The sequence below is a fragment of the Streptomyces cinereospinus genome (assembly GCF_042430725.1).
Taxonomy (GTDB): Bacteria; Actinomycetota; Actinomycetes; order Streptomycetales; family Streptomycetaceae; genus Streptomyces; species Streptomyces cinereospinus.
In genome coordinates this window covers 43,692-59,531 of the sequence record NZ_JBHMCY010000024.1, presented here as the reverse complement: position 1 = coordinate 59,531, position 15,840 = coordinate 43,692, and the positions used below count along the sequence as shown (strand labels likewise).

Here is a 15,840-nt window from a genome sequence, read left to right as displayed (position 1 = left end):
GGTGGCGAGGTGCGGGAGCGGGCCGGGTCACGGACGGCGCGACGGGCCCGGGCGCGAAGGGGGGTGCGCGGGGCGCGCGTCAGCCGGCGGGCTGGAGCAGGTCCCACCGGTTGCCGTAGAGGTCCTGGAAGACGGCGACCGTGCCGTACGGCTCATGCCGCGGCCCTTCCAGGAAGGTCACTCCGGCGGCGAGCATCCGGGCGTGGTCGCGGGCGAAGTCGCCGGTGTGCAGGAAGAAGCCGACGCGGCCGCCGGTCTGGTCGCCCACCCGGGCGCGCTGGGGCTCCCCCTTGGCGCGGGCGAGCAGCAGGGCGGCGCCGGCGCCGTCCGTCCCGGGCTCCACCACGACCCAGCGGGAGCCGTCCTCGCGGGGCGCGTCCTCGGCGAGCCGGAAGCCGAGCGCCTCGGTGAAGAAGCGGATCGCCTCGTCGTAGTCGTCGACGACGAGGGTGACCAGGGCGATGCGTCTCATCTGGACCTTCCGGGAGGGCGGCCGACCGGAGAGATTATACGTAAAACGCCAGAGACACCAGTCACCTCCGCGCGGCGGGGCAGTAGTACCCTGACCCTGAGTGGTGTGCATGTAGTACTACGCATGGAGTGGTGCCAGTGGTGCGACGGAACGACCAGCGGCGCGCCGCCCTGGTGGACGCGGCGATCGAGGTGCTGGCCAAGCAGGGCGCCCGGGGCCTGACGTTCCGGGCGGTGGACGCGGAGGCCGCCGTGCCGGTGGGCACCGCGTCCAACTACTTCGCCAACCGCGACGACCTGCTCACCCAGGCGGGCGCCCGGGTCTACGAGCGGCTCCAGCCCGACGAGGCCACCCTCGCCCGCCAGCGGGCGGCCGACCGGGACCGGGAGACGTACGCGGAGCTGATGCGCGAACTGGTCGGCCGCGTCGCCGCCTTCCGCACCGGCTACCTCGCGCTGCTCGAACTCCGCCTGGAGGCCACCCGCCGCCCGGAGCTGCGCAGGGTCCTCACCGAACGGGTCCGGGCCGACGTCGACGCCAACGTCGCCCACCACGAGGCCTCCGGCCTGCCCGGCGACGCCATGGCCGTCAAGTTGCTCATACTGGCGCTGAACTGGCTGATCGTCGAGCAGCTCACCCTGCCGGACGTCTTCACGGAGGCGGAGCGCGAGGACCTGGTGACGGCGGCGGTCGAGCGCATCGTGACAGCCGGACAGGGGGCGGGGTAGCCCCGGCCCGTGTCCCGGCGGGGACGAACACCGCCTCACCGAACGCGCCCGCGGGACCATCGTCGTCGCAGCCCGCGATCGGCAGCGGGCGGCCCCCGGACGGCAGCCGTGGCGTCGTCGCGTCCTCGGGCGGTGCAGCGAGGCCGAGGGAAGCGATCAGCCGGGTGTACGGACGCGGGCCGGGAAAGCCGACGGGCAGCAGGGCCGGTCCACCCGGCCGTCCCACGACCGGACCGTCCCCTCGCGGACCGAGGGACGCGCGCGGCCGCGCGGCGGCGAGCCACCGCTCCCCGTCTCGGGACGGGGCACCGCGCGCGCCTTCCCCCGGAAGCGCTCCGGTTCCTGGAGTGTCTCGGGCCTCGTGCGAGGAACACAGTGCCGGGGTCCGGCACCTGTGTGCTGGACCGGCCGCGCCATCGGCGTCGTCGGCCCAGCGGCCGGGGCCCGTCCCGCCCGGCGCCGGGCGGGCGCGGTGCTACGGATACGTGTACGTGTTCAGCGCGTTCACCGCGGCCGCGGTGTCGCCCAGTTCGTAGCGGTCCACCGCGAGGAAGGTGGGCTTCTTGCGGGCGGCCGGCTGGCAGAAGCGGCGGGCGCGGTCGGCGAGTTTGGCGTTGTCCGTGCTGACCGTGCCGCTGATCGGGACGTCACGGAAGTGGTTCATCACGAACAGCGGGCGGAAGCCCGGTTCGGTGTGGGTCAGCGGGATGTTGGTGTCCGGGTCGTACCAGCGGCTGTAGCAGGACCAGTCGGAGGAGCCGAGGCCCGAGCCCATGGACCAATGGTTCTCGACCGTCCACTCGCGCTGGTACATCACGCCGAAGCTGTCCCGGGTCAGGCCCGCGGCCTGGTCGGCGGCGCGGCTGTGGTCGGTGAGGATCAGCAGCCGGTCGTCGGCGGCGACCAGGTCGGCCATCCTGGGCCAGCCCTGCTGGCGCACGCCGGTCCGGTCGGGGCGGTACAGGACCTGCTCCAGACCGCTCACCCGGGCCAGTTCGGCGCGCAGGACGCCCGGGTCGACGTAGTCCTCCAGGAAGACGGTGACGAACTGGTCGGGACGGGCCCGCAGGAAGTCCACGATCCGCTGCAGGTCGGCCCGGAGGGCGACCGGCCTGCTGACCAGGGTGCAGCTGTTGTGGCAGAGGATCGCCCCGTCGGGCGTCTGGTGGATGTCGAGCATGAACCCCCGTACGCCGTCGGCGAGTTGCTGGGTGATGCCGCGCGACTGGTTCGGCGCGAGGTTCACGAAGGGCGGGGCGAAGCCGCCGTCGACGCCGTTGGCGTAGGCGTTGTGCGAGGTGAGGAACGTGACCTGGTCGAGGGTGCGCCGGTCCTCGGGCGGCATGGGGGCGGTGGCCGGGCTGACGGGGGTGAGGTACCAGGAGGCGAGCGTGCCGGGGCCGCCGATCGCCAGCGGCGCGGGGTGGGTGGCGCCGGACGGCTGCGGGGCGAGCGTGAGGTGGCGGTCGGTGCCGGGGGCCGTGAGCGTGTACCGGTCGGCGCCGGTGGGCGTGATCTCCCAGGCCGCGTCGGCGCTCGCGCAGCCGACCGTCCGCGCCCGGTCGCCGGAGCGGCCGAGGCAGCTGCCGACGGCGTCGGTGCTCTCCAGCACGTACGAGGATCCGCTCGGCCGCAGGTTCCACTGCTGGCGGTCCTCGTCACCCCGGGGCCTGTGCTGTTCGACGACGCCTTGGGCGTCGGCCGCGTTCAGACCGGTGACGGTGCTCTGCACGTAGTAGGTGCCCGCGGCCGGGACCGCCGCCGCGGCCCCGGCCGGGGACGAGGGGGCCACGACCGCGGCGGCCAGCGCGGCGGTCGTGGCGAGCAAGGCGTGGGGGGTGCGACGCATGACGATGCCCTCCTGGGAATTCGCAGTCAGGTGCATGACACCACGCCCCGCGAACGGGCGTCAGCAGGAGAGGTTGCCGCCCGGTGAAACTCCGAGGATCTGCGCGAACCGCTGGTAGGTGTCGACCCGGCTCTGCACCTGCGCCGGGTTCCTGCCGTCGCACTCCAGGGCGCCGTTGATGCTGCGGATGGCCTGGCCGAAGCCGGCGCCGTCGACCATGGCGTTGTGGCCGGTCATGGTGCCGGGGCCGCTCTGGGTGTTCCAGTACCACAGGCCCGTCTTCCAGGCGACCGAGGCGTCGTTCTGCACCAGCCACGGGTTGTCCAGGAGGTTCAGGCCGAGCGCGTCGCCCGCGGCCTTGTAGTTGAAGTTCCAGCTCAGCTGGATGGGACCGCGGCCGTAGTAGGCGGCCTGCCCGGCCGGGCAGCCGTAGGGCTGGCTCCCGTCGCAGTAGTGCGGGTAGTTGGCCTGGTTCTGCTCGACGACGTGCACCAGGCCGCCGGTCTCGTGAGCGACGTTGGCGAGGAAGGCCGCCGCCTCCTGCTTCTGCACGGTGTCGCTGCCGGTGTTCGCGAAACCGGGGTACGCGCCGAGGGCGGCGGTCAGACCGCTGTAGGTGTAGAACGCGTTGCGGTTCGGGAACATCTGGTGGAACTGCGCCTCGCTGACCACGAACCCGGCGGCGGCAGCGGTGGGGGCCGGCTGCAGGGCCAGGGCGGCGCCCGCGAGGGCGAGTGAGCTCAGGAGTGCGGAGATGCGCATGCGGACACGACGTCTCGACACGGTTCAGCTCCTTTGCGGTGCACGGCCGCTCCCCGGGGGAGGAACGAGGGGGGGCGGCCGTGGTGGGGGGTTGGACCGACACTCAACCGCATTGGTCTGTACCAGTCAAGGGCGCAGGCCGGTCAACCGCCGCCTCGCAGAGGGGAGTCGGCGAAAGCCCGTGCGGACGCGCGGAGACCGCGAGGAGTGAGCAGGGGGTGCGGGGCCGGGCCCGCTACCCGGTCCGCCCCTTGCGCAGGAAGCGGCGCAGGCGGGTCAGCGGCCAGGCGTTGATCACGTCGTCCTTGGCGAGCCAGCCGCGCTGCGCCGTGGCCACCCCGTAGCGCAGATACGCCAGATGGAGGGTGGAGTGGGCGTCGCTGTCGATGGCGAACTTCACCCCGTACCGCCTGGCCCGCAGGATGTGCTCGTCGTCGAGGTCGAGCCGGTCGGGATGGGAGTTGATCTCCAGGGCGGTGCCGGTGCGGGCGCAGGCGGCGAACAGCGCGTCCAGGTCGGCGTCGACGCCGGGCCGCTTGCCGATGACGCGGGTGGTGGGGTGGCCGATGATGTTGACGTACGGGTTCTCGCACGCCCGCAGGAACCGCCGGGTCATCGCGTCCCGCGACTGGTTGAAGTGCGAGTGCACCGAAGCCACGCACAGGTCGAAGCCGGCCAGGAAGTCGTCCGGCCAGTCCACGCCGCCGTCCGGATCGATGTTCAGCTCCACGCCGTGCAGCAGCCGTGTCCCGCCGCGTGCGCCGCGCCGCCCGTACTCGGCGTCGAGTTCCCGGACGCGTTCGCGCTGGGCGAGCATCCGCTCGTCGGTCATGCGCTGCATGAAGAGGTTGGGCGCGTGGTCGGTGATCGCGTAGTAGGCGTGGCCGCGTGCGGCGGCCGCGGCGGCCATCTGCTCCAGCGGGGCGAGGCCGTCCGTGAGGTCGGTGTGGGTGTGCAGATCGCCCCGGAGGTCGGACTCCCGCACCAGCTCGGGGAGTTCGCCGCGCAGCCCCGCCTCGATCTCGCCGCGGTCCTCGCGCAGCGGCGGCGGGATCCAGGGCAGGCCGAGGCGGGCGTAGACCTCTTCCTCCGTCTCGGAGACGATCCTCTCCCCGGTCTCGGCGTCGAACAGCCCGTACTCGGAGAGCTTCAGCCCCTGGTGCACGGCCCGTTCCCGGGTGCGGATGTTGTGCGCCTTGGAGCCGGTGAAGTACTGCAGGGCCGCTCCCCAGGAGTCCGGCGGTACGACCCGCAGGTCGACGGCGAGGCCCTCGGTGGTGCGGATCGACGTCCTGGTGGTGCCGTGCGCGACGACCTCGCGGGTCCGCGGCAGCTCGGTGAACGCCCGCATCAGCGGCTCGGAGTCGTCCGCCGCGGCGAGCACGTCGACGTCCCCGATGGTCTCGCGGCCGCGGCGCAGCGAACCGGCGTACGCGCAGCGCCGGCAGCCGGCCGCCGTCGACAGCCGGGCCACGACGCTCTCGGCGACGTCCATCGCGGCGTCGATCAGCACCCGGTCACCGGAGGACCGCAGCAGCGCGATCCCGTGCAGGATGTTCTGCTCCGTCCTGGGCCCGAAGCCCTTCAGGTCCCGCAGCCGCTCGTCGCGGATGGCGTCAACCAGTTCCTCGATCGAGGAGACGCCCAGCTCCTGGTAGACCGCCATGGCCTTCTTCGGGCCGAGCGTGGGGACGGCCGTCAGCCGCCGGACCCCGGCGGGGATCCTGGCCCGCAGTTCCTCGACCGCGGACACCCGGCCGGTGCCGAGGTACTCGACGATCTTCTCCGCGATCGACCTGCCGACGTTGGGGATCTCCTGGAGCCCCTTGAGGTCGAGCCGGGACACGTCGGCGTGGTGGCCGCCGATCGACCGGGCGGCCTTCTCGTACACGCGGGCGCGGAACGCGTCTCCTCCGGTGATCGAGATCAGGTCCGCGTACTCGGCGAACAGCGCGGCGACCTCATCGTTGGCACGAGCCACGTCTCCAGGGTAGGCGCGGCGGCTCCGCCCCGGACCGCGCACGGGCCGCCCCGCAGTCGACACCGCGCGCCACGGCGCCGGAGGATCTCTGCCATGACCACCTCGTCGCACCCGCTCGTCGCCCGCGCCCGGCAGCTCGCGGACCGCCTCCTCGCCCCGAACGCCGAGACCGTGGACCGCACGGAGGTGCCCGCCGGCCACATCGCGGCCGTCAGGCGGTCCGGTCTGCTCGGGCTGGGCGCGCCCGAGGCGTACGGCGGCGCGGCCGCGCCCGCGCCGGTGGCCCGGCAGGTCGCGGAGATCCTGGCGGGGGCGTGCTGCTCGACCTGGTTCGTGCAGACCCAGCACCACACGCCGGTCGCGGCCCTGGTCAAGGGTGCGCCGGCGGTGCGGGAGCGGCTGCTCGGCCCGATGGCCCGCGGTGAGCTGCTGTCGGGGGTGGCGTACGCGCATCTGCGGGCGTTCCCCCGGACGCCGGTGCGAGTGGTGCGGGAGCGCGGCGGGTGGCGGTTCGACGGGACCGTGCCCTGGTACACCGGGTGGGGCCTGAACGACGTGATGCTGCTGGCCGGGGTGACCGACGCCGGTGAGGCCCTGTTCGCGTTCACCGAGGCGCGGGAGCAGCCGGGGCTGCGCGCCTCGCCGCCGATGCGCCTCGTGGCGCTCACCGCCGCGCGCACCGTCGCGCTGGAACTGGACGGGCTGTGGCTGCCCGAGGAGGCGGTGGCGCTGCGCACCCCGTACGAGCGGTGGGCCGCCGAGGACCGGCCGAAGACGGTGACCGCCTCGCCCGCGGTCTTCGGCGTCGCCGAGGCCGCCCTCGCCCTGCTGGACGAGGGCACCGCCGGGCCGCTGCGCACCCGCCTCGCGGAGGTCCGCGACCGCGCCTACGCGCTGGCCGACGAGGCGGCACCGCACGCGCACCTGGACGAGCGGCTGGCCCTCAGGCTGCGGTCGTTCGAGGTGCTGGGCGCGGCGACCACGGCGGCCGTGGTGGCCGGCGGGGGCCGGGCGACGGCGTTGACCAGCACGGCCCAACGGCTCGCGCGGGAGGGGATGTTCCTGCTGGTCCAGGGGCAGACGGCGGAGTCGCGGCGGGCTCATCTCGCCGCCCTGGCGTCCTGAGGAGGACGGCACTCGGGGCGGTGGCCGGACCGCGTCGAGCCGCCGGCCGCGGCCCCGGCGACCGGGGCGGCGACTTCCCCGCCGCCCGGTCGGTGACGGCTCAGTCCTCGTCGCGCGCCGGCACCACGACGAGGAACGCGTCCGACTTCAGGTCCATCACGACCGTCGCCGGCTCGCCCTCGGCGCGCAGTGCGGCGGCGTACTCCTCCGCCGGCCACGATCCTCGCGGGGCCCCGGCGGGAAAACGCTCCATCACCTTCGCACCCATAGCCGCAGACACCTCCACCGTGCAACGTCGAACCCTCGACGGATACGGACACTTTCCGTACGATTCACGTGCCCGCGATCCCGGCGATCATGTACACCCGCGGGACCGGGGAGCGACGAACCGCGGACAGGAGATCACGGGCGGCTGTCCCGGCGCTCCGTCGGTGCCCGGGGTCAGCCGTCCGAGGCCCGGTGCGGGGCGAGTTCCTCGGTGAGGGCGGCCAGGAAGCGCGGCGCGACGGCGGGTCCGGCCTCGGAGAACCGGGCCCGGGCGGCTGCGGTGGCCGCGGCGAGCGGCCGGTAGTACGAGCCGGCCCTCGACCGTGCGGCGGAGGCGTGCCGCAGGTGCGCCACCCGGCGGTCGGCGCTGCCCCGGACCCGCCGGACGAGTCCCGCCCGCTCCAGCCGCTCCCCGCGGGCGGAGACGGCCCCGGTGGCGAGTCCGAGGTGTTCGCGCGACCGTCCAGGAGCCATCGGCCCGGCGTCCAGGACGGCCGCGAGCGCCTGCACGCCGGTGGCGTTCAGGCCGCCGACGCGAAGCCGTGGACCAGGCGGTCGGTCTCGACGTTCATCCGCCGCGGCCGCGCGGCGAGGAACCGCAGCCCGGCACCCCCCGAGGGGGCCGCCGTCCGCCCGCGCCGTCCGCGTGATCGATCCTGTCCACGGTGATCAGAGCAGTGACCTCTACACATAAAGGCGAAATAAGAGCAGAATGAGCATACGCGGCGCTTACCGCATACCGCACCAGACGCGGTCGGGCCAGCCGAGGCAAAGGAGACGAGCCATGGCCAACGTGCACCCCACCAGAGGTGACATCACGAGCCACCCCGACGCACTCGAGATGCGGGACCGGTACGCCCGCGTGCTCGGCGGTCGCGACGTGGCGCTCGTGGACGGACCGGTGTTCCTGCTCGGCCTGTACTGCGCCGTGTCCCCCTGGGTGGTCCATTACAGCACCAGCCAGCCCGCCCTCACGACCCACAACCTGATCATAGGGATCGCGATCGGCCTGCTGGCCCTCGGGTTCACCCGTGCACCTGAACGCATGTACGGCCTCAGCTGGGCCATGTGCGCACTGGGCGCGTGGATGATCGTCGCGCCGTGGATCGTCGGCGCGAACCCGGACGCCGGTGCCGTCTGGAACAACATCATCATTGGCGCCCTCGCCGTGATCCTGGCCCTGGTGTGCGCCGGTACGGCGGCGAAGAGCGCCCCCAAGCCGTAGGTATCCCCGACAGGAAGGGAGTACATGAGTGACACCGAGGCCGGCCCGCCGCCTGCGGCGGACCGGCCCCTTCCGTGCCCGAGCCGCCCGGCCCCGGACGTCCCGGGCCCTCTGACGGGCGGCACCCGCCCGCCGGCACGGCGCTGCGCCCGCACGCGCGCCTGACGCCCGGCACCCGGCCCGGCACCGGTCCCGGTGCCGGTCCCGCCGAAGGGGCGCGCGGGCGACGCCGAGGATGGCGGAGGCGTACGGCATGGCGGGCGACGCGGTGCCTGCCGTACCTGCGCCGGCGTGTCGAGCGGGCCGCCCAGACGCTGGAGGCCGGGACGAGCCGTTCGGACCGGTGCCGGCCGGCGCGGACGGCAGGGTGCTCGCCGAGAACCACGACCGGGTGGCCACAGGTGATCGCATCCGGCCCCCGGAGTCCGCCGCGGTCCCGGGCCCCGCCGGTGACCACCCGCCCGACGGGGCCTTCCCCCGGCCGGGCCGCGAGCCGCCCGGGTTCAGCGCACCGCCCGGGGCCGGTGGCGCCGGTAGAGGACGGCACCGCCCAGCACCATCGCGGTGGCGCCGGCCACGGCGGGCAGGACGGCGTCCGCGCCGGTGTCCGCGAGGCCGGTCGGGGCGGGCGGCTCGGCGCGCGGGGCCACCGGCGCGGGGACCGGGCGGGCCTTCGGCGGGGCCGACGGCCGGGGCGCCGGCCGCTCGGGGGGCGGTGACGCGGGGCGCTCGGGCCGGACCGGGCGGTCGCCGGGGATGTTCACGGACTCGTTGCCGGCCGCCCCGTTGCCGACGCCGACGACGTTCACGGTGTTGCCGCTGACGTTCACCGGCAGACGCACCGGGAGCTGCACCCCGTTGCCGGAGATCACCCCCGGCGCATCCTGTCCACCGCCCTCGGCGGCCGCTCCCCCGCCGGTCGCGGCTCCCGGCCCGGGGCCTTGGTGCCCGGCACCCCCCGTATTGGCGCACCGGTTGCCCGCGGCGGGGTCGAGGAGCCCCACCACGTTCACGGTGTTCCCGCACACGTTCACCGGGACGTGCACCGGGAGCTGGACGGTGTTGCCGGAGATCACACCCGGCGAGCCGGCCGCGGCCCCGTCGGCCGCGGAGTCGGCGTACGCCGGACACGTCACAGCCATCGCGCCCGATGCGGCGGCGACGGCGATCAGACCGTTTCGGGTAACCCGTTTCATGGAGTCCTTGCCTTCCGGACGTGGTCACGGGCGCTCACCCGCACCGGATAAAACGCAGGTGAACCATCCGAGTTATGGCTTATCCGCCTTTCACCCCATCGAGTGGCAGGGTTGTCGAACCAGCAGTAAATTCGTCCGAACCACCCGGCACACTCGGTGATCACCTGCATCGGACGGGTGAGTGGCGGGCGAACGCCGGTCCCCGAGGATCCGCCGGTCCGGAGGCGGCCCGCCCGAACGCCGCCTATCGTGAGCGAGGGCGCCGTCCGCCGGCCCCCCGGCGGATTGCGGCCCGGGAGGCATCCATGCCGGCCAAGCTGGAACCGTGGCGCGCGGTACGACGCCACGCGGCCGCCGGGGCCATCGTCCTGGCGCTGCTGGGCGCCGGCCTGCCGGCCGCGGCCGCGGACGACAAGCAGCCCGACCTCACCCGGTTCTACCGGCAGAAGGTCGCGTGGACGGCGTGCGAGGGCGCGCAGGCCCCCGAGGACCTGCAGTGCGGGAAGGTCACCGTGCCCCTCGACTACGCCCGGCCCGGCGCGGGCACCCTCGACCTGGCCCTGGCCAGGTTCCGGGCGAGCGGCGAGAAACGCGGCTCGCTGCTGCTGAACTTCGGCGGCCCGGGCGGCCCCGGCGTCAGTGAACTCGCGGCCTCCGGCGACGACTTCATGGACCTGTCCGACGGCTACGACGTGGTGAGCTTCGATCCGCGCGGCGTCGGCCGGTCCTCCCCGGTCAGCTGCGGCAGCGACCCGTTCGGCGGCGCCGGCGTCACGGTCGGGACCGACGAGGCGCTGCGCGATCCCCAGGCGGTGCTGCGGCAGTTGCAGAAGGCGGCCCGCGAGTGCGCCAAGCACTCCGGGCCGGTACTGCCGCACATCGGCACGGTGAACGCCTCCCGCGACCTGGACGTCATACGCCAGGCACTCGGCGACGACGAGCTCAACTACCTCGGCTTCTCCTACGGCACGCGGCTGGGCGCGGTGTACGCGACCCAGTTCCCGGGCAAGGTGGGCCGGATGGCGCTCGACGGGGTGGACACGCTGACCGAGTCGCTCACCCGGCAGGGCCTGGCGGGCGCCGCGGGGCAGCAGGTCGCGCTGGACGACTTCCTCGACTGGTGCGTGCAGGACGTCGGCTGCCCCTTCGGCCAGGACGCGCGGGCCGCCCGGGAGGCCGTCGTGCGGCTGGTCCGGTCGATGGACGAGGACCCGGTGCCGACGCCGTTCAGCGGCACGTTCAGCGGCCAGGACCTGGTCGGCGCGCTGGGCCAGGCGCTGTACAGCAGGGACATGTGGCCGTCGCTGGAGCGCGCGCTGGCCCTGCTGGTGGAGGACGGGGACACGCGCGGGGTGGAGGCCTTCGCCACCGGCGGCCTCGCGCCCGGCCCGCCCGGGGAGCGGCACCGGCCCGCGCCGCCCGCCGACGGCGGGCTGGTGGACCAGGAGGACGTCCCCCTGGACAACCTTCCGGCGGCGCTGATGGCGATCAACTGCGCCGACGACCCCGACCGCCCCACGGCCCGGCAGATCACCCGGGACCTCGGCCGGCTGCGCGCCGCGTACGAGGAGGCGTCGCCGGTCTTCGGCCGGTTCCGCCTCACCCAGTTCCTGCTGTGCTACGGCCGCCCCAGGGGGACCGACTTCATCCGCGAGCGGGTGAAGGACGTCGACACGCCCAGGATGCTGCTGGTCGGCACCCGCGGCGACCCGGCCACGCCGTACCGCTGGACGGTGCAGACGGCCGAGCGGCTGGGGCCGTCGGCCGTGGTCCTCGACAACAAGGGCGACGGCCACACCGGTTACGCCTCGTCGAAGTGCGTGCGCGGCAAGGTCGACGCCTTCCTGCTGTACGGCAGCCTGCCCGCGAGCGGCAGCTCCTGCGGGTCCGGGAACGGCGGCGGAGCCCGGCCGTGACGATCACCGCGCCCCAAATGCCCGATACGTGAATCGGCCCTATGGTGCTGTCATGGAGCACGCACTCAGTCCCACGACCCTGGCCGAACTGCGCCGACCGCGGCCCTACCCCGCGGTGTCCGTGCTGACGCCGACGCACCGCAGGGAGCCGTACAACGCGCAGGACCGGGTCCGGCTGCGCAATGTGGTGGCCGAGGCCAAGAAGCAGCTGGAGGCCGACCCCGCGGTGACCCGCGAGCGGCGCGCCGACGTGGCGGCCCAGCTCGACGAGGCGCTCGGCGAGGTCGACCTGACGCACGCCGAGGACGGCCTGGTGATCTTCGCCGCCCCGGGTGAGCACCAGGTGTGGTCGCTCGCTCGCTCGGTGCCCGAGCGGGTGGTGCTCTCCGACACCTTCCTCACCCGCAATCTCGTCTCCGCCCAGGTGTCCGAGCGGTCGTTCTGGGTCCTGTCGGTCTCGGCCGACCGCGCCACCCTGTGGAACGGCGGCGGCGGCCGGGTCGCCGAGGAGCGCGTCGGCGGCTTCCCGCTGACCCGGCGGGCCGAGAACTTCGACCCCGAGCGTCTGGAGCGGTTCGGCGACATGCCGAGCACCTTCCGCGACGAGGGCACCCGGCACTTCCTGCGGGAGACCGACACGGCGATCGGCGCGGTGCTGCGGGACAGCCCGCGGCCGCTGTACGTGACCGGTGAGCAGGCGGCGCTGTCCTGCCTGGAGGAGGTCGGGGACATCACCCGGCGTGCCGTGCACATCCCGCACGGCGGTCTCGCGCACGGCACCCCGGACGCCGTCTGGCAGGCGGTGGGCCCGCTGGTCGAGGCCGAGGACCTGCGCACGATCGACGTCGTGACGCAGGAACTCGAAACCGCGCGCGGGCGCAAGGAGTTCGCGGCCGGCGTCGACGAGGTCTGGCAGAACGCCCGCGAGGCCCGGGTGCGGCTGCTGGCCGTCGAGGAGAACTACCGCGTGACCGTGCGCGACGACGGCGACCACCTGATCCCGGCCTCCAGCGACGACCTCGACGCCCGGGAGGACATCGTCGACGAGATCGTGGAGCAGTGCCTGGAGACCGGCGCCGACGTCCGCTTCGTCCCCGACGGCACGCTGGCCGACGCGGACGGCATCGCCGGGGTACTGCGCTACTGACGGCACCCGCGCCCTTCCGCCTACGCTACGCCGGGAGCAGTCGGCGACGAGGGAGGGCGCACATGGGTGAACTGCTGGGCGTGGCGGTACTGGGCGCGGGGCACATGGGGGCCGACCATATACGGCGGCTGGACCGGGTGGTCAGCGGCGCCAGGGTCGCCGCCGTGGCGGATCCGGACCCGGGCCGGGCGAAGGAGGCCGTGGCCGGCGTCGAGGCGGTCACGGTGCACGCGGAGGCCCAGGCCGCGCTGGACGCGCCCGGCGTCGACGCCGTACTGATCGCCTCCCCCGGCCCCGCTCACGAGGAGGCCCTGCTCGCCGCCTTCGCGCGCGGCCTCCCGGTGCTGTGCGAGAAGCCCATGGTGCCGGAGTCGGCGGGGGCGCTGCGGGTGGTGGAGGCCGAGGCGCGGCTCGGCCGGCGGCTGGCGCAGATCGGCTTCATGCGGCGCTACGACGCCGAGTACCGGCAGCTGAAGTCGCTGCTGGACAGCGGCCGGCTGGGGCGGCCGCTGATGCTGCACTGCGTGCACCGCAACGTCTCCTCGGTGCCCGGTTTCACCAGCGCGATGCTGGTCGACAGCTCGGTGGTGCACGAGATCGACGCGGCGCGCTGGCTGCTCGGCCAGGAGCCGGCCGCCGTGACCGTGCTGCGCCCCCGCCCCTCCGCGAGCGCCCCCGCCGGGCTGCTCGACCCGCAGTTCGTGCTGTTCGAGACCGAGGGCGGCGCGCTGGTCGACGTGGAGGTCTTCGTCAACTGCGGTTTCGGCTACCAGGTGCGCTGCGAGGCCGTCTGCGAGGCGGGCAGCGCCCGGATCGGGGAGGACCGCGCGATGGTCGTCACGGCGGAGGGCGGCGCCCGCGCGGAGGTGCCGCAGGACTACCTCGTCCGGTTCGCCGACGCCTACGACCGCCAGGTGCAGGCCTGGGTCGACGCCACCCGGCAGGGCCGGGTCACCGGCCCGAGCGCCTGGGACGGGTACGCGGCCTCCGCCGTCGCCGAGGCCGGGGTCCGGGCGCTGGAGAGCGGCGCCCGGGTGACGGTCGGTCTCGCGGACCGGCCGGAGCTGTACGGAGGTGCCGGCGGCTGACGCCGGACGCGGCCGGCCCGTGCCGTCAGACGCCGTCGAACAGGCTGCTCAGCCCGCGCTCGACGGCCCCGGCGAGGTCCTCCTCGCCGGGTGCGGCGACGGCGTAGGTGCGCAGCAGGAAGCGGCGCAGCGCCGCGGTGTCGAACTGGAGCAGCGCCAGCCCGGACGGCGAGTGGAGCTCCAGCACCGTACGGGCCCGTCCGCAGGGCCAGATGTGCACGTCGCCGCTTCCGGCCGGTGCGCACACCCCGTCCGCCAGCAGGGCCCTGGCGAAGGTCCAGCTGAGCGCCTCGCCCTCCAGGCAGGACTCGGGCGGGAAGTCGAAGTGCACGGCCAGCGGGTCGGTGGAGAGGTAGCGGAGCGTGACGGGAACGGGCACCTCCCGCTCCTCCACCGTGATCAGCCGGGCGCGGGCGGGCTGCTGGAGAGTGATGTCCATGTTCTTAGGAGCTCGCTGCGGCGTCTGACGTACACCTGGAACACCCGTACGGCCCCGGAAAGACTCTGGCATATGCCAGAAGCACCACCGAATCGTGTGGTGCCGAATCCCTTACAGGGCGTCGCGCGCTGTGCAACAGTCGTAACGGTCCCACCGCCGTACCGTCCCGCATCGGAGTGCGTCATGCCGTCCCATCTGTCCGCGGACCGCCCCGCCGCCCAGCCGCCCGGACGCGGCTCGGTGGACGCGCTGATATCGCAGACGCGGCGGCTCAAGGGCGAGGTGGACGCCGTACGGCGGGACGCCCAGGGAGACGGATCGGACCCGGAGGACCGCTGGCAGCGCGCCCTGTGCGACCTCGCCCTGCACCAACTCGACGACCTGGACGCGCATCTGGCACAGTTGCGCGACGGCCCCCCGCCGGTCACCTCGGCCGCGCAGGCCGGGCCGGTCACGGCGGCACCGCCCGCCGCCCGGGGCGAGTCGCTGCTCAGCCGGGTCGGCAGCGCGGAGTGGAACCTGCTGACGGACCAGGCCAGTTGGTCGGGCGAGTGGTACGAGATCCTCGGCCGCGACCCCGCCACCGACCCGCTCACCCTGGACGAGCTGCCCTCGCTGGTGCTGGACGCGGACCGCCCGAAGCTGACCGCGATGGTCACGGACTGCCTGGTCGACGCCCGGCGCATCGACGACGAGTTACGGATCGTCCGGCCGGACGGCGAGGTGCGGACCGTGCACGTGATGGGTGAGCCCGTGCTCGACGCTGACGGCGGCACCGCCTCGATGTGGGCGGTGCTGCGCGACGTCAGCGAACTGCGCCGCAGTTGGCAGGCCGTGAGCGAGACCCGTGACTCGCTCCAGCGCCGGCGGCATGCCGCACAGACCGAGCGGCGGCTCGCGGTCGAGTTGCAGGAGGCCGTGCTGCCGCCGTGGCACGGCACCCTGCGGCTCCCGCACCAGGGCCCGGGAGGCCTGGATCTGGCGGCCCGTTATCTGCCCGCCTCGACCAGCGCGCTGATCGGCGGCGACTGGTACGACGCGCTGGAACTGCCCGGCGGCGAGACGCTGCTCAGCGTCGGCGACCTCACCGGCCACGGCGTCGCGGTGACGTCGGGCATGGCGATGCTGCTCGGCGCCGTGCGCGGCATGGCGATGACGGGCACCCGGCCCGGCCGGCTGCTGTCCTGGCTCAACCGGCTGCTGGACACCACCGTCCAGCCGGCCCTCGGCAGCGCCGTCTGCTGCCGCTACCGCCCCGAGACCCGCACGCTGGTGTGGGCACAGGCGGGACACCCCGCCCCGCTGCTCTTCCGCAACGGGACGGGGCGTGGGCTGCAGGCACCGCACGGGGTCCTGCTCGGCGCGACCACGGGTGCCGAGTACGGCGAGGCCGAGGAGAGCCTCCAGGAGGGCGACCTCGTCCTGCTGCACACCGACGGGCTGGTGCCCGGGGACAGCGGGGCCGCCGCCGTGCGCCGGCTCACCGACCTGGCACCGCGCCTCGCCGGCACCCACACCGCTCAGGAGTGCGTACGGACGATCGTGGAGGAGTTCGGCGAGACCGAGCGGGCGGACGACGCCTGCGTCCTGGTCGCCAGGGTCACGTCGTAGACACCATCGGGAACATCGGGAGAAGAGGACAGTC

At 74.1% G+C, this 15,840-nt stretch carries 14 protein-coding genes and 1 pseudogene; 7 read left to right on the top strand and 8 right to left on the bottom strand.

Translation table 11 applies throughout. The features are described 5' to 3' along the window. Positions 1-79: 79 nt before the first annotated feature. Positions 80-472, bottom strand: coding sequence for a VOC family protein (locus tag ACFF45_RS15020; protein ID WP_381346512.1), 393 nt, complete (start codon positions 470-472; stop codon positions 80-82). A gap of 137 nt (positions 473-609) precedes the next feature. Here ACFF45_RS15020 and ACFF45_RS15015 point away from each other — a divergent pair, with 137 nt between their 5' ends. After that, the gene (locus tag ACFF45_RS15015) at positions 610-1,200 is read left to right on the top strand and encodes a TetR/AcrR family transcriptional regulator (RefSeq protein ID WP_381346510.1); all 591 of its coding nucleotides are present in this window, start codon (positions 610-612) and stop codon (positions 1,198-1,200) included. Between the two features lie 475 nt (positions 1,201-1,675). Here the strand turns inward: ACFF45_RS15015 and ACFF45_RS15010 are convergent, their stop codons facing one another. The 3 genes from ACFF45_RS15010 to polX all read right to left on the bottom strand — a co-directional run bounded on the left by ACFF45_RS15010 (position 1,676) and on the right by polX (position 5,792). Next, positions 1,676-3,049: a phosphoinositide-specific phospholipase C-related protein gene (locus tag ACFF45_RS15010; protein ID WP_381346508.1), complete on the bottom strand. Its 1,374-nt coding sequence runs from the start codon at positions 3,047-3,049 to the stop codon at positions 1,676-1,678. A gap of 60 nt (positions 3,050-3,109) precedes the next feature. Further along, positions 3,110-3,811, bottom strand: coding sequence for a chitinase (locus ACFF45_RS15005; RefSeq protein WP_381346551.1), 702 nt, complete (start codon positions 3,809-3,811; stop codon positions 3,110-3,112). Between the two features lie 235 nt (positions 3,812-4,046). Continuing rightward, the gene (gene polX, locus ACFF45_RS15000) at positions 4,047-5,792 is read right to left on the bottom strand and encodes a DNA polymerase/3'-5' exonuclease PolX (protein WP_381346506.1); all 1,746 of its coding nucleotides are present in this window, start codon (positions 5,790-5,792) and stop codon (positions 4,047-4,049) included. Positions 5,793-5,885: 93 nt separating this feature from the next. Here polX and ACFF45_RS14995 point away from each other — a divergent pair, with 93 nt between their 5' ends. Then, the gene (locus tag ACFF45_RS14995) at positions 5,886-6,917 is read left to right on the top strand and encodes an acyl-CoA dehydrogenase family protein (protein ID WP_381346504.1); all 1,032 of its coding nucleotides are present in this window, start codon (positions 5,886-5,888) and stop codon (positions 6,915-6,917) included. Positions 6,918-7,017: 100 nt separating this feature from the next. Here the strand turns inward: ACFF45_RS14995 and ACFF45_RS14990 are convergent, their stop codons facing one another. Together ACFF45_RS14990 and ACFF45_RS14985 are read right to left on the bottom strand one after the other, a co-directional pair. Further along, on the bottom strand, positions 7,018-7,185 hold the full coding sequence (locus ACFF45_RS14990) for a DUF8839 family protein (protein ID WP_381346502.1): 168 nt from the start codon (positions 7,183-7,185) through the stop codon (positions 7,018-7,020). Between the two features lie 173 nt (positions 7,186-7,358). Beyond that, positions 7,359-7,876, bottom strand: a pseudogene (locus ACFF45_RS14985) (winged helix DNA-binding protein). Between the two features lie 92 nt (positions 7,877-7,968). Between ACFF45_RS14985 and ACFF45_RS14980 the strand changes: the two are divergent. Continuing rightward, entirely contained in the window at positions 7,969-8,409 is a 441-nt protein-coding gene (locus tag ACFF45_RS14980; protein ID WP_381346500.1) for an SPW repeat protein, read from the top strand. 503 nt (positions 8,410-8,912) lie between these two features. On the opposite strand, the gene ACFF45_RS14975 is transcribed toward ACFF45_RS14980, so the two are convergent. Further along, on the bottom strand, positions 8,913-9,605 hold the full coding sequence (locus ACFF45_RS14975; RefSeq protein WP_381346498.1) for a chaplin: 693 nt from the start codon (positions 9,603-9,605) through the stop codon (positions 8,913-8,915). A 305-nt stretch (positions 9,606-9,910) separates the two neighbouring features. Here ACFF45_RS14975 and ACFF45_RS14970 point away from each other — a divergent pair, with 305 nt between their 5' ends. The 3 genes from ACFF45_RS14970 (at position 9,911) to ACFF45_RS14960 (ending at position 13,756) form a co-directional block, all read left to right on the top strand. Then, positions 9,911-11,521 (top strand): alpha/beta hydrolase, encoded by a 1,611-nt coding sequence (locus tag ACFF45_RS14970; RefSeq protein ID WP_381346497.1) that lies wholly within the window; start codon positions 9,911-9,913, stop codon positions 11,519-11,521. A gap of 52 nt (positions 11,522-11,573) precedes the next feature. Continuing rightward, positions 11,574-12,668: a baeRF3 domain-containing protein gene (locus tag ACFF45_RS14965; RefSeq protein WP_381346495.1), complete on the top strand. Its 1,095-nt coding sequence runs from the start codon at positions 11,574-11,576 to the stop codon at positions 12,666-12,668. A gap of 62 nt (positions 12,669-12,730) precedes the next feature. Next, on the top strand, positions 12,731-13,756 hold the full coding sequence (locus ACFF45_RS14960; RefSeq protein WP_381346493.1) for a Gfo/Idh/MocA family protein: 1,026 nt from the start codon (positions 12,731-12,733) through the stop codon (positions 13,754-13,756). 25 nt (positions 13,757-13,781) lie between these two features. On the opposite strand, the gene ACFF45_RS14955 is transcribed toward ACFF45_RS14960, so the two are convergent. Then, positions 13,782-14,195, bottom strand: coding sequence for an SsgA family sporulation/cell division regulator (locus ACFF45_RS14955; protein ID WP_381346491.1), 414 nt, complete (start codon positions 14,193-14,195; stop codon positions 13,782-13,784). A gap of 183 nt (positions 14,196-14,378) precedes the next feature. On the opposite strand from ACFF45_RS14955, the gene ACFF45_RS14950 reads away from it, so the two are divergent. After that, the gene (locus ACFF45_RS14950; protein WP_381346489.1) at positions 14,379-15,806 is read left to right on the top strand and encodes a PP2C family protein-serine/threonine phosphatase; all 1,428 of its coding nucleotides are present in this window, start codon (positions 14,379-14,381) and stop codon (positions 15,804-15,806) included. Positions 15,807-15,840 lie beyond the last annotated feature (34 nt).